This is a genomic window from Parabacteroides sp. AF14-59, from assembly GCF_003479515.1.
Taxonomy (GTDB): Bacteria; Bacteroidota; Bacteroidia; order Bacteroidales; family Tannerellaceae; genus Parabacteroides; species Parabacteroides faecis.
The window spans coordinates 198,006-215,914 of record NZ_QUHH01000004.1 but is presented as its reverse complement, the minus strand read 5'-3'; the positions used below and the strand labels follow the sequence as shown (position 1 = coordinate 215,914).

The 17,909-nt window shown below is 45.3% G+C and carries 14 protein-coding genes; 3 read left to right on the top strand and 11 right to left on the bottom strand.

Annotated features, from left to right (window positions below; translation table 11 throughout):
- Nucleotides 1-6 precede the first annotated feature (6 nt).
- The 6 genes from DWW23_RS06725 to DWW23_RS06700 all read right to left on the bottom strand — a co-directional run bounded on the left by DWW23_RS06725 (nt 7) and on the right by DWW23_RS06700 (nt 6,376).
- On the bottom strand, nt 7-648 hold the full coding sequence (locus DWW23_RS06725; RefSeq protein WP_122352507.1) for a TetR/AcrR family transcriptional regulator: 642 nt from the start codon (nt 646-648) through the stop codon (nt 7-9).
- Nucleotides 649-796: 148 nt separating this feature from the next.
- Nucleotides 797-1,744 carry a glycoside hydrolase family 43 protein gene (locus DWW23_RS06720; RefSeq protein WP_233564282.1) on the bottom strand — a complete coding sequence of 316 codons (948 nt, stop codon included), beginning with the start codon at nt 1,742-1,744 and terminating at the stop codon, nt 797-799.
- Between the two features lie 63 nt (nt 1,745-1,807).
- Nucleotides 1,808-3,010 carry an L-serine ammonia-lyase gene (locus DWW23_RS06715; protein ID WP_122352505.1) on the bottom strand — a complete coding sequence of 401 codons (1,203 nt, stop codon included), beginning with the start codon at nt 3,008-3,010 and terminating at the stop codon, nt 1,808-1,810.
- Between the two features lie 26 nt (nt 3,011-3,036).
- Nucleotides 3,037-4,170 carry an acyltransferase family protein gene (locus DWW23_RS06710; protein WP_122352504.1) on the bottom strand — a complete coding sequence of 378 codons (1,134 nt, stop codon included), beginning with the start codon at nt 4,168-4,170 and terminating at the stop codon, nt 3,037-3,039.
- 11 nt (nt 4,171-4,181) lie between these two features.
- Nucleotides 4,182-5,297 (bottom strand): acyltransferase family protein, encoded by a 1,116-nt coding sequence (locus tag DWW23_RS06705; RefSeq protein ID WP_122352503.1) that lies wholly within the window; start codon nt 5,295-5,297, stop codon nt 4,182-4,184.
- Nucleotides 5,298-5,323: 26 nt separating this feature from the next.
- Entirely contained in the window at nt 5,324-6,376 is a 1,053-nt protein-coding gene (locus tag DWW23_RS06700; protein ID WP_122352502.1) for a YhcG family protein, read from the bottom strand.
- A 109-nt stretch (nt 6,377-6,485) separates the two neighbouring features.
- Between DWW23_RS06700 and DWW23_RS06695 the strand changes: the two genes are divergently transcribed.
- Nucleotides 6,486-7,970, top strand: coding sequence for a cobyric acid synthase (locus tag DWW23_RS06695; protein WP_122352501.1), 1,485 nt, complete (start codon nt 6,486-6,488; stop codon nt 7,968-7,970).
- A gap of 7 nt (nt 7,971-7,977) precedes the next feature.
- Here DWW23_RS06695 and DWW23_RS06690 read toward each other — a convergent pair whose 3' ends face one another.
- From DWW23_RS06690 to DWW23_RS06680, 3 genes are all read right to left on the bottom strand, one after another.
- Nucleotides 7,978-8,652, bottom strand: coding sequence for a tyrosine-protein phosphatase (locus DWW23_RS06690; RefSeq protein ID WP_233564279.1), 675 nt, complete (start codon nt 8,650-8,652; stop codon nt 7,978-7,980).
- 391 nt (nt 8,653-9,043) lie between these two features.
- Entirely contained in the window at nt 9,044-9,901 is an 858-nt protein-coding gene (locus DWW23_RS06685) for an urea transporter (RefSeq protein WP_122352499.1), read from the bottom strand.
- Nucleotides 9,902-9,953: 52 nt separating this feature from the next.
- Nucleotides 9,954-10,451, bottom strand: a complete 498-nt coding sequence (locus DWW23_RS06680) for a UpxY family transcription antiterminator (protein WP_122352498.1) — start codon at nt 10,449-10,451, stop codon at nt 9,954-9,956.
- Nucleotides 10,452-10,535: 84 nt separating this feature from the next.
- Here DWW23_RS06680 and DWW23_RS06675 point away from each other — a divergent pair, with 84 nt between their 5' ends.
- Nucleotides 10,536-11,858, top strand: coding sequence for a Gfo/Idh/MocA family protein (locus DWW23_RS06675; RefSeq protein WP_122352497.1), 1,323 nt, complete (start codon nt 10,536-10,538; stop codon nt 11,856-11,858).
- 105 nt (nt 11,859-11,963) lie between these two features.
- A complete protein-coding gene (locus DWW23_RS06670; protein WP_122352496.1) occupies nt 11,964-14,123 on the top strand; it encodes an ATP-binding protein in 2,160 nt (719 codons plus the stop codon).
- 13 nt (nt 14,124-14,136) lie between these two features.
- Here DWW23_RS06670 and DWW23_RS06665 read toward each other — a convergent pair whose 3' ends face one another.
- Complete coding sequence (locus tag DWW23_RS06665) at nt 14,137-16,398, bottom strand: Helicase associated domain protein (RefSeq protein ID WP_122352495.1); 2,262 nt, start codon at nt 16,396-16,398, stop codon at nt 14,137-14,139.
- 405 nt (nt 16,399-16,803) lie between these two features.
- A complete protein-coding gene (locus DWW23_RS06660; RefSeq protein WP_122352494.1) occupies nt 16,804-17,889 on the bottom strand; it encodes a Wzz/FepE/Etk N-terminal domain-containing protein in 1,086 nt (361 codons plus the stop codon).
- Nucleotides 17,890-17,909: the final 20 nt, after the last annotated feature.

Below are 17,909 nucleotides of genomic sequence, written 5' to 3'. Positions count from 1 at the left end.
AGGTATTTATTTATTTTGTGTATGATCGTCCGGAGTCAGCAACCGGATCATTATATCGGTAACAAAAGGGATACGTTCCTGCAGAAATTTATCGTATTCCCCGGGATCGCCATTCATAAATATGGCGGTAACCGGATTCCGTATCAGCATCGGGAAGACCAACAGGCTGATCAGGGTTGTCGCCATATAATACAATGGCATTTTCTTTATCAGCCCTCTATCCATTTCATCCATCAACTGGGTATGCAGATGCATGATCGGCTCTACCCGCGGCAGGTCTTTCAACACTGAACGATAGATATGCTCCGGATCCCGCTGCAACTCATTTAAAACAAAAATTGGAAATAAAGGATTTCTCTGCAGCGTATTTACGTATCGTTCGATAATCTTAGGCAGCTTCTCCAGGAAAGGGAGCTTCTCATCGATAATAATTCCCAGGTCAGGCAGCAGGCTGTCCATCAACTGGTCGAAGATCGCATCGAACAGCATATCTTTTGTGCGATAATAATAATGTAAAGCCGTACGTCCTATTCCGGCCTCGGCCGCCACGTCGCCCATCTTTGTCGCTTCGTATCCTTTCCTTACAAAGACTTGCTTTGCCGCTTCCAGGATCCGGTTCTCCATTGTGATTACTTCTTCTGTACCCATTGTATATCTAGTTTTACTTCATTTGTCTACACTGTCTGTCAAATATGTTTGACACTTTTGTTTGACAGATGTGTCAAAAGTAATATAAAAAAATAAGGATGCAACTATTGCACCCTTACTTTAATATATTTTATACAATTGAAGAAAGCTATTTTATCTTTCTTTCCGCTACGCCATCGAAGGTCATCTTGACCGGATTGATATATCCGTCTTTATCGAAAGTCATCCGGTCGATACAAGTCGCACGGTGGTCGCGTGCCGTATCGTTCAGCGGACGGCGATGGTAAACGATATAATAATCCTCCGAATTCGGTACATGCATAATAGAATGGTGGCCGGCACTGGTCGCTACCGCCGAATCCTGCTGGAGAATCTTGGCTATCCGGTTAAACGGTCCGAAAGGCGAATCAGAAATGGCATACGCAACCGAATAGTCGGGATTTCCCCAACCACCTTCGCTCCACATGAAATAATATTTACCGTTCTTCCTGAACATAAATGGTCCTTCGGTATAATTAGCCGGAGTCACTTCTTTATAGACCTCCCCGTCTTCAAACGGTACCAATCCGGTAAAGTCGTCGTTCAGTTGTACGACATTACAATGTCCCCAACCACCGTAATACATATAATAACGATTATCGTCATCTTTGAAAACAAACTGATCGATAGGCTGCGCCCCGTTCACAATCTCGTTGATCAACGGCTTACCCAACAAATCCTTATACGGACCTTCAGGGCGGTCGCTGACAGCTACACCGATACCACCTATTTCCCCTTCATGCACATCGTTCGCACCGAAGAACAAATAATACTTGCCATCCTTGCGGATAACCGACGGTGCCCACATAGCCCGCTTTGCCCACTTCACCTCGGTCGTATCCAGGATAGAAGAATGCTTCGTCCAGTTTACAAGGTCTTTAGAAGAGAAACAGTCGAAGAATGTCTGATTCTCATACAGATCGCTCCAGGTTGGATAGATCCAGTATGTATCATCATAAATAATACCTTCCGGATCTGCATACCATCCTTCAAATACAGGGTTGCCACTCGTAGCCACCTCTTCAGACTGCTGTTTCGGTTGTCCGCAAGCCGCCATCAAGGCTGCGGCACAAACAGCAATAACACAACTTTTATTCATATACAATTAATATTAATACACTTAATCGCCATACTTTTTAGCCAGGCCGCCTTCGGAAGTCTCCTTATACAAGCTGGGCAGGTCGTTACCGGTCTGACGCATCACCTCTACCACCTGGTCGAAACTTACCCGGTGCTTTCCATCCGAGAAGTTTGAGAATGTATTCGCATCCAATGCACGCGCCGCAGCAAAAGCATTACGTTCGATACACGGGATCTGCACCAGTCCGCAAACCGGATCACAGGTCAACCCCAGGTGATGCTCTAACCCCATTTCGGCAGCATACTCGATCTGGGCAGGCGTTCCGCCGAACAACTGGCTGGCAGCTCCGGCAGCCATCGCACAAGCGACTCCGACTTCACCCTGGCAACCTACCTCCGCCCCGGATACGGAGGCATTCGTACGTACCACATTGCCGAACAACCCCGCTGTCGCCAATGCACGCAGGATACGGGAGTCACGGAACTCGCGGGTATCTTTCAGATGATATAATACAGCAGGCATCACCCCGCAGGAACCACAGGTCGGAGCCGTCACGATCTTACCCCCACAAGCGTTTTCTTCGGAAACAGCCAGAGCAAAAGCATAAACCATGCCACGACTCTTAATACTGCTGCCGTATCCTTTGGCACGTATCAGATAATCAGACGCTTTCCGGCGTATTCCCAGGCCACCCGGCAGGATACCTTCCGCTTCCAGACCATTCTGCACAGCCTTTTGCATCACATCCCATACTTCTGCCAGGTAATCCCATATTTCAGGGCCCTCACATTGTTCCACATATTCCCAGTAAGAATGTCCGGTCTTTTCACACCAGGCCTGTATATCCTTGATGGTACTCATCTCGTAGACCTGAGCCGTCTTCAGCTCGTTAAAACTTTCATTCGCCAGTGTTCCGCCACCGATACTGTAGACTGTCCATGATTCCAGTTCTTCGTCTTTCTCGTTGAACGATTCGAACAACATACCGTTCGGATGGAACGGCAGGAATATTTTTGGTTCCCAGGTAATATTCGTTTTGGCAACCGGTTGCAACACTTCCAGGATGGCGGCATCGGTCATGTGACCTTTCCCTGTAGCAGCAAGGCTACCATACAATGTTACGTTAAAACGTACGGCTCCTCTGTTACGTTCCAGAAACATCTGTGCAGCACGCATCGGCCCCATCGTATGACTACTCGACGGACCGTGTCCAATCCGGTATATCTGTCTGATTGATTCCATTTCTCTTTTCCCTAATTTTGTGTTTTCTATACTTTAAGAAATATATTACGTTTATATAGCAGCCACAAAATTACATAAATAACTGATACGTTTGACAAGCTGATCAAAAAGGAATAATAATTGCCCAGATATTGTTCGAAGCCATAAAATAAGGACTGTCCCAGACAGCTGAAATTAATGACATTTGCCAGCATATAAGCCAAGATCGAATTCATTCCGTACACCTTCAGCCAGGTGATATTCTTATTATATCCTTTATAGTCTATCAGATAATAGAACAACCCCATCAGCAAGAAGCAATAGCCGCTACTTACCAACACCATCGAGCTGGTCCAGATCGTTTTGATCACCGGCATCTGCAATCCCCATAACCATCCGGCAGCAACCATTACGGCACCTGCACCGAAATACCATTTCAGTTTATAAATATCGCTCGTTTTATCCTTGGCTATGTAACCGGCAAACAAACCTGTCAACACCGTCACTCCAAAGTTCAGGGTACTCAAAATCCATGTATAATGATACCACGGTGCAAAAACAATTTCACCGTCCACCACTTTCGCTCCATCGCGGAAACGCCCCAGCACGGCACGGTCTATCCATTCCGCCAGGTTCCCTTCGGGCGTATAGTTGCCTCCGCCATAACTACCGACCGTGATAAACTGCATCGCCGCCCAATAGACAAGCAGCAAAGCTACTGCCACCCCGATCTGGGTCCGCCGGCTGGTATAAAGGAACAACACGGCCGTGATCAGATAACCGGCTGCAATCGACTGCAATGTATTTGAATATAGATAGATACGATCCGGATCGAGTCCCAGCAGATTCCCCTGGCACATCATACCGAATATCCAGAGCAACAGGATACGTTTTCCCAGGCGCCGGAAAAGTCCTTTTTTATCGGAAACACCTTTAAAACGTGACAGGGCAAAAGGCATCGATGCCCCCGACATAAACAGGAACAACGGCATGATCAGATCCCAGGGAGAGAAACCTTCCCAGTGTACATGGTCGAATGCCCACATACAATCGTTCAACCATCCCACATCAGCGGCCCTCGCCAACGAATGGGCGAGCGGTCCCAAAGCGACCAGAAAGAAAAGGTCAAATCCGCGTAAAGCATCAAGCGACTCCAATCGCTTGTAAGTAGTTTTTTCCATTTGTAATTATTTTAGACTTTTAAGAAGATGCGTTGACGGTAAAGGAAATACAAGAATCCCCAGCAGACGGCGATATAAGCCATCGCTCCCAGCAAAGGCTGGACTGTTTCAGGGAACAAACCGATAAAGCCTCCGAAAATTGCATTCGCAGTAAAGGTAAAGTTGATAAATACCTGTGCCAGATAAATTGTGATCGAGTTCGTCCCGATCACCGTAAAGAAAAGTGTCCATCCCCGGCACTCTTTCACATCGACAATATAATAGAAGGTGGCGAACAACAAAGCAGAGATACCGCCCACCGTACAAACGAACGAACTGGTCCATAAATATTTATTGATCGGAAAGAAAAATCCCCACAACAATCCGACTATCAACAGGCAGCAGCCTGCCACTAACATATACACCACCTTTTTCGTTTCGCTCAACCCTTCTTTCCTGAGTTTGACGAATTCGCCGGTAAACATGCCCAGCAAAGCAGTACCGACAGCCGGTAAGGTAGACAGAAGGCCTTCCGGGTCATAATTTCCTCCATGCAAACGCCCCGGCAACAGCAGGCGGTCGATATAACAAGCCAGATTTCCTTCACGTGTAAACAACTCCGCCCCATTCCCGTCGGGTGCCGGAATGAACAGCAACAACCAGTACCCTATCAGGATGGCCGCCACGATCCACACCCGTGTGATTGTCCGTGTATTTACAAAGATCAATGCACCGAACATCCATCCCAGACCGATACGGGCCAGTACGCTGGCATACCGTTGCGTTTCAAAATTCAGATTGAGCAATCCGTTATATACGAATCCGAGTACCACAAGTGTAATACCACGCCGAATGATCTTCTTATAGATAGCCGCCTCCGACATTCCCCGCTCCCGCTGTTTCTCCAGCGAAAAAGGAAAAGAAATACCGGCAATAAACAAAAACAACGGAAAGATAATATCCTCGAACGTAAACCCCGCCCCCCATTTGGCATGGCTCATCTGATCCGCTATCGATTGAAAGAAAGGAGTAGGTATCCATGTTGCCAGCGCAACGAACAGCGCACCACCTCCCATAATAAAGAACATATCAAATCCCCGTAAAGCGTCCAGCGACTGAAGCCGCTGGCTCTGTTTCTGTTTTTCCATGGTATTTTATTTAAATCGTATAATTATTAATCGTTTACCTCTTTCAATAAAGCTTCAATTTCTTCTATTGAAGGTAATTGACTCTTAAAGTCTTCAAGAGTCAATGCTTCAAGCTGATATTCTGAAATTCCTATAGGCTGACTACTACCTTCTAAAGCATATTGAGCCGTAACATCATTTTTTGTCTTACAGATAATCAATCCTATAGTCGGACCATCTGTCTCCTTTTTCTTTAAATGATTGATAGCACTTACATACATACCCAATTGCCCTACAAATGCAGGTTGAAATTTACTGACTTTTAATTCTACCACCACATAACAACGCAGTTCCAAATGATAAAACAATAAATCTGCAAAATAAGTATCGTCTCCTACCTCTAATGGGACTTGTCTTCCCACATAAGCAAACCCCTGCCCCAATTCCAATAAGAATTTTGTCATATTAGTAGTCAAAGCATCTTCCAATTCCTGTTCACGATAATTATCCGTTAACATCAGAAAATCGAAGTTATAAGGATCTTTGATGGTTTGTTCTGCTAAATCACTTTGAGGTACAGGTAAGAACCTACTGAAATTATTTACAGATTTTCCCTGACGTTCATATAAATCCGTATCGAGAAAGTTTAATAATACAGCACGACTCCAATTATTTTCAACTGTCTTACGAATATAAAAGAGAGCTTTCTGCAAATTATCACACTTCTCTATTATATTACGATGATGTCCCCAAGGCACTGAGAAAAAAATATCTCCAAAATCGTCCACAAGTTGTGGACGATTTACCGTATCCTGATTATAAAACATATACCAGCGACGAATATATTTTAAATTCGTAACTGAAAAGCCTTTCATATTGGGAAATTCCGATAATAATTCACGACTAAGCGTATTGAAGAAACCACTTCCATAAGCAGCAAATTCATAACGTAATGTTATTTCGCTCCCCAAACTCCAGTAAAGGTGTAATAATTCACTATTAACCCTCACAGCTGCTTTAATTTGCGCTTGCCTGATCTGTACTTTTAAATTTCGTACCCATTCTTTAAACTCAGGATCCACGACAATGTTATTTTCCATATATTAGATTAGCCTATCATATGCAAATTTATACAAATACCTGATATTTCGATTATTTTATACAAATAAAAAAAAGATCACGTAACTTTTCATTAGTTTTGCAGCCATTATGAAACAGCACTTGAAACCGATCATGTTCGTTGGCACTTGTTCCGATGCAGGAAAGAGTGTGATCAACGCAGCCTTCTGCCGTATCTTTAAGCAAGACGGATATCAACCTGCCCCATTCAAGGCGCAGAATATGTCTTTGAACTCTTTCTCCACCCCAGAAGGGGGCGAAATGGGTCGTGCCCAGGTAGTACAGGCGGAGGCATGCGGCATTGCCCCGCATACGGATATGAACCCGGTTTTGCTGAAACCGACCAATGACAAAAGTTCGCAGGTGGTCTTGAACGGCCGTCCGGTCGGCAACATGTCCGCCAAAGACTATTTTGGTGTCCAGAATCAGAAAGAAGCCCTTTTCAGAGAGGCTATCGAAGCATTCAAACGTCTGGAAGCACGCTATAACCCGATCGTATTGGAAGGGGCAGGCAGCATCTCCGAACTGAATCTCCGCGACCGTGATATCACCAACATGCGGATGGCGATACAGGCAGATGCCTCCACCTATCTGGTTGCCGACATCGACCGGGGTGGCGTATTCGGTTCCGTTTACGGCACGATCGCCCTGCTCAAACCCGAGGAACGGGCACAGATGAAAGGGGTCATCATCAATAAATTCCGTGGAGACGCATCGCTGTTCGAGGAAGGCAGGACAATATTGAAAGAATTGACAGGAATACCTGTCGTAGGTGTTATCCCCTGGTTCCGCGATATCAAGATAGAAGAAGAAGATTCGGTCGCGCTGGATATGAAAACGAATACCTGGCAGGATGGAAAGATCAATGTCGCCATTATCCTGCTGAAACGCATGTCGAACTTTACAGATTTCGACGTACTGGACATGGACCCACGCTTCAATCCTTACTACACAAGTAATATAGACGAAATAGAGAAAGCTGATATCATCCTGTTGCCAGGCTCTAAAAATACACTTGCCGACCTGCAAAGCATCCGTGCCAACGGCATAGCCGATGCCGTTGTACGTGCAGCCAAGAAAGGGAAAAAAGTGATCGGTATCTGTGGTGGTTATCAGATGATGGGTGCCCGCCTGGAAGATCCGGAAGGGATAGAAGGGAACCTGCCTGCCGTACCGGGATTGGGACTGCTCCCCCAATGTACTGTTATCGAACAGGAAAAGATAACGAAGCAAAGCCGTTTCACGTTCCGCTCCGGTTCACAAATGGCTTGTAAAGGATATGAGATACATATGGGACAGACAACTCTCCTGGGTAATGCCCCTGAAAGTCCGGTAGCCTTGCTTGAAGACGGAAGAAAAGACGGTTATTACCTGAATGCCCGTTGTTGGGGAAGCTACATGCACGGTATCCTCGACAACCCGGAGGTGCTCGACAACCTAGCCGAAGGTTTCAACAAAGAAACCGATTCGGCTCCGTTCGATTATGCAGCATTCAAGGAAGAGCAATATGATAAATTAGCGGAACTGGTCAGGGAGCATGTGGATATGGAGTATATTTATAGCACGTTGATGTAATCATCAGTCATTGCTTCCACAATGTCTCATTCCCATGCAGCAACTTTTCAACCGCTTCGTATTGGTCTTTTTTCAGTGAAAGAGTGTCATAACCACGACGGTAGTTCAGCGAATGAATATCAGTTCCGGCAAAATCATAATATCCTTTTTTCAATAACGACAAGGAGGTCTTATGAGGTAACGTACCATAAAATCCGGCTAACGAAAACAGGTTCAACTGGAATTTACAGCCATGTTCCTTCAGCTTCATCAGCCCGCTTATATCCCAGAAAGGATACCGTTCCGGATGTGCCATCACCGGGATAAACCCATTCAACTGAATAGCATACAACTTTTCAAACAAATCACCCGGAGCCTGCAGGCAAGAGACTTCCACAAGGACATGTTCTCCGTCATACGACAACAGCCCCTCCTCCATCCGCTCATAAAAACATTCATCCAGCATATACTCGGCCGCCAGACGCATATCTACACTTATGCCTTCACAACTTTCTCTGAAAGTCCCGAAATGTTCTTTCAAAGTCACAGCCCTGTTTTTCGCCAGATCAGCCATAATATGAGGAGTCAGAAACATACGTTTCACACCGAGTTCCTGCAGAAAAGCAAGCATTTCCCTACTATCTTCCAAAGAGGAAAACCCATCATCCACTCCCGGCAACAAATGAGAATGAACATCCGTCATACCGGGCCATATATCTTTTTTCTGAGAAAAAAACGAGGAAAATAATGCACACATAATTCTCTACTCTATTGAATAATAAATCATACAAAAGTAATCAAAATAGGCCATTCACCAAACGATTCCGTAACACCTTCATCCCGAAGGTACACCAATTTTACCACATTAACCACTACAGACACTTTCCGGGCAACGACATTATATTAAGTACCAAATTTCTCTAAAGTCATACCAAACATCCATTATCCACATATATTTGATCTGTGTATTTTCAAAATATATACATTTGTATTGAAATATTAGTTTGTATCGTAAATAACTATAGAGAATTATTATTTTACTGTTTATAAAGGAAAATGTCCGAATGGCATTACTTGTGAAAGCGATGCCATTTTTATTTTGTATAAGTTTTCCACAAATATTTCATTCCTAATACAATCCATACAGAAAGGACAAAAGGGGCTGTTAATGTTGTCAAGCCAATCTTCATACCGGCAATCTGCAATAATACGGAAAATATGATCGCAATAGTAGCCCAACCTGCACTCTGCCAGTTGTTTCTCCCAAGCGCAATCCCACACAATACACCATTATACCCCAATAATCCGGTATTCAGCACCGCATAATCCGTCCAGAATGGCAGAATAATAAATATCGGCAATAAAGCACCCCAGACCGTATACAAAGCATCCCGGCGCGAATTAACACATATAGCTATCAGAAAAAACAATCCCGATAAGACCGTCCCTCCCTGAAACATCACCTGTCCGATATTCAAACTGAAAGCACGAAAAAAATCAATAAATGATTCCGTATCTGCCTTTACAGAAGGGAGTAATAATGAGGGAAACAAATAAATACATCCGCCCAATATCAGCCAGACAGTAAAAATGAAAGGAGCAGTAAATCCCGGTATTTTATTCCATCGATTAAAATAATGAGCTATCCATGTGGATAACGCAGAGCCAACCAACAATAGCAACATAGAGCTAACCGAAACCGGCATAAATACCCCTATGGCAATAGCCACCAAAGTTCCGTTAAATCCATATAAACCATCCTCGATCTCCTGCCTGTCATATCCGGATAACCAGGCAGTCAACGTACTGATAAAGTTCCCAGCTACAGCCAATAATGCCAATAGCCATGAATTACATAATATCCCGATCAACATCAATAAACCGGAAAACACATTATTCTGAAACATCACTTGACCAATACCACGAGCTAAAATAAAAAGCCACTGATACATAGAGTGATGGGTAAATTGTAAACTTTTCACTCTTCCAGGAAATATAAAATAGTTATTTAAGACGATTCACCCGCGCCACATCATCCATCTTCACGCAAACAGTTGCACCCAGCTGTTCGAGGTAAAGCAGCAAATGATTCTTCTTTATCTTCTTGACCTTACCGGAAACATGTTTCATGGCTCCCGCCAATATCTCCACTTCCTCTCCCGGACAAAGAGCATGTTCGGCAGCCTGGTCTAGAAACTCCTGAATGGCATCTATCTCTTTCTGACGGACTATAGCCGGTTTCTTATTATAAAAAACAATACGGATAACGCCGTATACACGAAGCAGGTCGCGCAATACATCATCCGGACAACGGACAAAAATATAGGAAGTGAATAAAGGAACTTCGACGATTTTTACGCGGTCGGACCAGACACGTGGCGTTCGATGCAAAGGTAAAAAACATTCAACCCCAAGGGCTTCAATGCGTTCTTTTACCTGTTTTTCTGCCCGGGGGGCAGTGTATAGTACATTCCAATTGGTTGTATTTAAAGGAGGTGTCATTATCTTTTTTTGATTAAGGGCACAAATATAGGACTATTTTTCGTATAATTGCAAAACTGTTTGCGAACACATAATTTAAATACCATGAATAGAAGAAATTTTTTGCAAAAGTCCGCATTATCAGCTGCCGGACTTGGTCTTTCGCCGTTATTCGGCAGTGCACACGGAGCGATTTTCGGACAGACTGCTCCAAGCAACAAAGTGAAGGTAGCCCTGATAGGATGCCGTTCGATGGGATTCTCCAATCTGAGTAATTTCCTGAAGTATCCCGAAGTGGAGTGCGTAGCTCTCTGCGATATCGACGACGAATGGCTGAACAAACGAGCTGCTGATGTGGAAAAAAGTACCGGGAAGAAGGTCCCCCACCTCTACAAGGACTGGCGTAAGGTGATCGACAATAAGGACATAGATGCAGTCATTATCGGAACTCCCGACCATTGGCATTGCCTGCCGACCATCTATGCCTGCCAGGCAGGGAAAGACGTTTATGTGGAAAAACCGCTTTCCAACACGATCGAAGAATGCAACCTGATGGAAAAGGCGGCCCGCAAATACAACCGGGTGGTCCAGGTAGGACAATGGCAGCGCAGCGACCCGCACTGGGACGAAGCTGCTAATTTCCTGAAAGCCGGAAATATAGGACGCATCCGCACGGTAAAAGTCTGGGCTTACCAGGATGGAAAACCAACCTTGCCGGTTGTTGCCGACAGCCCCGTTCCTGCCGGAGTGGATTACGACATGTGGCTGGGTCCGGCCCCGAAACGTCCGTTCAACATCTACCGTTTCCATTACAACTTCCGTTTCTTCTGGGACTATGCCGGAGGACTGATGTCCGACTGGGGTGTTCACCTGCTCGATTATGCTTTGGAAGGCATGAACGCCGACCTGCCCAGCCGCGTTTGTTCCGGAGGCGGCAAGTTCGCTTATCCCGACGATGCGATGGAAACACCCGATACATTGATGGCTACTTATGCTTACAAGGATTTCAATATCATCTGGGATCATGCCTGCGGAATCAACCACGGCCCGTTCGATAAGAAAGAAGGACTGGCATTCTTCGGTGAAAACGGCACATTAGTACTTACCCGTGCCGGTTGGGAAGTCCTCCCTGTCATTGCCGGAAAAGAAGCGCGTATGGAAGCTGTACCGTTCAAAAAAGGGGAAGGGAAAGGATTGTATAATCATGTCGGGAACTTCCTGAGTTGCATCAAGAGTCGGGAATTGCCTCATGCCGACATTGCCATCGGCGCACGGGTAGCCAAGATGTCGCACCTGGCGAATATATCCTGCCGCCTGCAACGCGAAGTACGATGGGATGACACCAACAGCGTGTTTATCGGTGATAATGAAGCGACTGCCTTATCGAAGGCCTATTACCGGGCACCCTGGGAATTGCCGAAATTGTAAGAAACAAAATATAATTAGCATGAAAACGTTGAACATCATTTGAAAATCAATTATTATATGTACATTTGTTCCTTATACACGAACATATAAACTTGATATACCTAAATGAGCAGCGTATATGCTAATTATTCGAGAGAAGACCTGATCCGCGAAATCGAGAGATTAGAAGCAAAAGGCTCCTCCGTTACTGATGAAAAAGCATATAGAAATCGTATTCTGAACAATGCAATAGCATTGAGGAAAACCTTCTCGGATGTTTTGTCATTATTAATGAAGTCCGGACAAAAAGATGTCATTGACCAGTCACTCCTGATCGTCTTGAAATTTTTTGATGTAGACAGAGTATATATCGGAAATTACGAAGATGATAAACCAACTTTCGACTTCACGCATGAAGTAACCGGACAAGGTGTTATTTCCATGCGTGAAGATCTGTTGGTAGGCATGCCCAAGAAAGATTTTCCCTGGTGGATAAAAACGATCAACGACAGGAAAGATATTGTCATCGACGACGTTACCCGGATGCCGGAAGAGGCTATCGCCGAACAGAAGATATTAATGCTCCAGGAAGTGAAATCATTGCTTGTGATCCCTATCTTCTTCGAAGGGGACATCAATGGCTTTATCGGACTGGATTCAGTAAAAAAACGACGTAACTGGAGTGCGTTGGATGTAGAGAACCTGCGGATGCTTACCGATATCATATCTATCGCCATCGAGCGCGAGATGGCGCAAGGAATGATGGAACACTCTATGAAACAAGTGTTGAGAAGTGAAGCCAAGTTCCAGATCATTTTCGACAAACTCCCATGGGGGGTCGAACTGTATGATGAAAAAGGTATTCTACTGGATATCAATAATGCCGACCTGGAAATATTCGGGACTACACGTGAAGAGGCGATCGGATTGAATGCCTTTGAAAATCCCAATATCCCGGATTGGGCCAACGTAAAGCTTAAAAACGGAGAAGACGTTGAGTTCCTTTTGAAATATAACTTCAAAAAAGTAGCGGAAAAAGGATATTATTCCAGCACCGTAACCGACCAGATCAAACATTTAAGGGTGAAAGGTGTCGTTTTGAAAGATACGCAGGGACAACAACTCGGTTTCTTCTATATCGTTTTTGACGATACCGAAAGTTACCATAAGACCGAAGAAATACAATATAACCTGACCAAACTGAAAGCGGCCGTCGATACCGGCGAATCGGTTATCTGGGAATATGATATCGCAACAGATAGTCTGTCGGTGGATTTCAGCCTGAATGACGACGTGGAAAACAGCCTCTTCCTGACTTACCTGAAACAGGACAGATTCGGTTGTATGGCTGACTTCATAGAGACTTTGCATCCGGATGACCAGTACAAAGTTTACAACCGTCAGTTTAAACGTCTCCTCACCGGAGAGATCGATAAATATGTGTCGGTATACCGCAGGATATTCGACGGTAAAGTATACTGGCTTAACTCGAATGTCCGTGCTTACAGATATACCGAAGACGGGAAGCCCAGCAAGATAATCAGCTATACATCCAATATTACAGATCAACGCGAGATAGAGCTGGAACTGCTGAAAGTGAAGGAGGCAGACAAATTGAAGTCGGCTTTCCTAGCAAACATGAGCCATGAAATACGCACTCCGTTGAATGCGATCGTCGGCTTCTCCGACCTGGTAGCGGAGGCGGACGACCCGGAGGAACAGGCTACTTACCTGGATATTATCCATAAAAACAATGATCTGCTGCTGAACCTGATCGGGGATATTCTGGACTTTTCAAAAATAGAGTCGGGTATGCTGAAATACAATATCGAAGATGTCAGCATCAGGGATCTGTGTACGGAGGTCTACATGGGAGGCACATTGAAAGTAAAACCGGGGGTAAAACTTCTCTATGACAGAAATTCGCCCCAGGTCATTGTCCGGACAGACCCGCAACGAATTACGCAGGTAGTTACGAACTTCCTCAACAATGCAATCAAATTTACCGAAGAAGGCAGTATCACTATTTATTACGAGACGGCAGAGGATACACTGAAAGTCAGTGTCAAAGATACCGGGATCGGTATTTCGGAAGAGAACAGGCCGCGTGTATTCGAACGTTTCATCAAAATCAACGATTTCCATCAGGGCACAGGCCTCGGATTGACGATCAGCAAGACGATCATCGAATATCTGGGAGGTACTATCGGGGTGGATTCGGTGAAAGGTGAAGGTTCTACTTTCTGGTTTACACTGCCTCTACATTATAAAGGGATCAACGCATAACAGGTTAAGCAGATCACTTTAGGCTCCAGGGAAAGCCGATTCGTTCAAGCTGTTCCTTACGTTCGGGAGAAAGCTCGCCTTTCTTCCGGCTTCTTCGTTGTACAAAACACCAACTGCCCAGTTTGTTTTCACGGGCAGTTGGCCAACGTTTATTATCCGCATAAAAACGTTTAAGCATCTCATAATTCTCCTGCCATTTTTCATCTACTGTCCAGATAAAACCTTCCGCATCCATTTGGGCGATACGAACCGCAGACAGCAATCCCTGTTTACGGGCTTTGCGTTGCGTATTACACCACGCCCCCAAACGCCCTTCCCTGCTTTTGGGCCAGCGTTCATATTTCTTGTAGTAAGCAAGCACCTGCTGCCAGTTCTCCGTCCAGAGTGAATCCAGATCCTGCTCCCACCTGAAACCGATCGAGTCGAGCAACCGGGTTCTTTCGTCCGACAAAAGTCCTTTTTTCCATGCCTGCCGTTGCGTGTTGCACCAGGTATTCAGATTGTGTTCGCCACGTTTGGGACAACGGTGTTCCGATGCCATAAATGCTTTCAGTTCTTCAAAGCAATTCATCCAACGGCTGTCCTGCACTTCCCACTCAAAACCGATCCAGTCCAGATGTGAGATATAATTGTCCGACAGCGTCCCTTTCTTCCGGGCAATCCGTTGTGTGTTGCACCAGTTACCCAGCTTCCCTTCAGCTACCAGCGGCCAGCGGCCTTCCTGTTCCTTATATTCGACCAGCCGTTCATACATCACCGGCCAGGCATCCAGCTCCGACAGCATATCATCCACCCGGGCACGGATATCGGAAAGGAATCCGGTCACCTGAAACTCCACAAAGCCTTTAAAACTCTTCGGGGCACGGATGGCCGGATGATAGGCCAGTTCCCTCGACATGGCCTCATAAACCGAACGCCCGGAAAGGTTATTCACAAAATCGAGTACCACCGGATGACGGTCCGACCCGGCTTTCAGACAACGGCCCAGCTGCTGCAAGGCAACCACATACGATTCTGTCCGGCGCAGGAACATGGCGGCATCCACCCCTTCCACATGCAGTCCTTCGATCAGCATGTTGATGGAAAAAAGGACATGTAGTTTTCCCGTTTCCCGGCGGAAACCCCGCAGTGTCTTTTCATTCTCCCGGCTACTCAATCCGTTATGGATCTCAAATGTCTCCGTTTCAAATCCGGCCTGTCCGAGCCAACGGGACACTTCCGGGATCATATTCCGAAGATCCTCCTTATCTTTACAAAAGACCAGCATCTTCTTTACCTCTTTCGGCAGATACCGCCGGATCAGTTCCGAAGCACTCAACGATCCGCGAAAATCCAACCGGGCAAAATCTATCTTATCCTGAATACGTTTCCGTCTTTCAGAAGTACAGTCACTCCTGTTCAATATCCGTTGCACCTTATCCAACTGGTTATTCAGGTCGAACACACTCTGTACCAGGACTGGGACAGGAAGTATCTTATAATACCAGGCCATCGAGAGGGATAACTCATGAAACAGGTTACCTTTAAAATAGACCTCCACGGTGTCGAGCATCTCTTCGGGACGTATCGGAGTAGCCGACATTCCCAGTACACGGGCATCGGGATTAAGATCGATCACCTCCTGTACGGCTTTACCCCATACTTCCGCCCCGAAATGATGAAACTCGTCGATAATGATATGATCCGCCTTGAGTTTTCCGGCATTCTCCCGATTCAGGACCAGTGCCTGAAAAGTCCGGTAGGTAACCTGTGGCATCGTCCTGCCGATTGCTTTTTTGATCTCGTCGATGATCGTCACGTTGGGAGCTACAACCAATATATCGTCTGCCGCGTGATTCACGATATATCTGGCAATCAGGTAAGATTTTCCCGTTCCGGTTGCCTGTACGACAGCTCCGATACGGTTCGTTTTAAACCCTTCTTCAATTGCCCGGTAAGCAGCTTCATTATGTGAAAACAGTTCGACATGCTTTCCACCGGCAAGGCTTTCCAAATAGCTCTCATCCGATACTGTCAGTCCGTGCAGCTCAAAAGAAAGAGCTTCCGGCAAATACCCTCCATGAGCCAGGATACGAAACTGGTTACAGCCGCACATTTCCCCTACCTGTTGCATTTCAGTATACAACCGGTCCACTTCCGTCAAACCGACAGGCCCCTTATTCCATATTTCTTTCACAATGAAAGTAACGGAATCTTCCCTGAACCCAACCAGCAAACAGCCGGACTCTTCGGTTACAAAATAATTATAAGAATGGTAAAGATCGCGAAGGGACATAAAAATGTGAAACATTTTTTAGTTGACAGTTGACAAGTGACAGTTAACAGTTAGGCTTCGCACTCGAGCATAGAAAGATTTGAGCCAATGTAGCAATATGTCCATGTGCCAATTTAGAAAGAAGTGAGTTATTCAGCTATAAACCATCAGTCATCAATAGGGCTGGTATAGTTACAGGTCCATTTGCCGTCGGTTTTAACCGACGGATTAGTAAATGCTCTATCTATTTGGACTTTAGTCCCATTTAAACAGTTTCAGAGAAATGTGGCTGAAGCCAATAAGGAGAAGCAACTTGTAAACCGTCAGTTAAAACTGACGGCAAATGAACCTGTAAGGGCGGTTCGCGAACCGCCCTTACCAACGACACTACATTCAATTCTGATAAGAACTGTCAACTGTCACTTGTCAACTGTCAACTTTAAAGAGGTCTTTGATGAATAAATATCCTACTGCTCCGAATATGGCTAAGAACACAAAGCCGATCAATATCAACGGTTTCTTTGGGGATGATGCTTTCAGCGGGACAGTGGCAGGCTGTATGACGGTATAAACCGGCGTTTGCTCCTGAACACGGAGTTTATCCTGTTCCAGCTTCTGGGCTAATGTGTTGTAAACATTGAAGGTCAGTGTCATTTCATTCTTCAGTCGTTCCTGTTCTGTCCGGTAACTGGCGGAAATGATATTTTTATTGGCATCTTCAAAAGCTGCATATGCACGTTGTGCTTTATAGTAAGATTCGCGTGCCTCACCGAATACCTTCTCTGTAAACTCCAAATCCTGTTTGGCTTTCTGCGTACGGTAACTGGTGATATAGTTCTGAAGGTTATTCAAAACGACCTGCGTAACGTTAGCCGATATCAAAGGATCCTGCATCTGAACGGATACGGTTATAACCAACGTTTTTTTATCAACGGACACCGATATACGTTCCTGCAAATCCTCAATGACATCCGATTGCTCTTGAGTCAACAGAAAAGAGGATAACTCATTACTATCTTTTTCTTTCTCTTTGGAGAACATGTCTTTCACTACACCCAGCAGTTTGAACGGAGCCCGCAAAACAGAACTCCACCATGCACTTTTCTGATGTTCATCCATATATTCGTAAAAAGAAGTAGAAAGTGTCGCATCCTCATCCGTCACCTGTACCGGAAACAATTCCAGCAAAAAAGGAACACTGCCGACCACATCCGGATACAAATCCGGAGAGATGGCATCCGCTCCGGAAGATGTATTCAAATTGATCCCAGCCATCGCAGCCAATCCTCCCAGGTTTCCCATCTTCTTGGATGGGTCGGAAGTCTCGGGGGCCAGTTTTACAGTCGTACTATATTCTTTTGGAATACTGAAAGCCACCACCAAACCGACAACAACAGCTATACCGCCACATTTCAAAAGAAACCGGCGTTCACCCCATAACCGTTTTGCCAACTCTACCAAATCGATCTCCTGAGCATCGTTTTCTACATCAGGAACATTATTTTGAACCATAGACATCTTTCTAATTGATA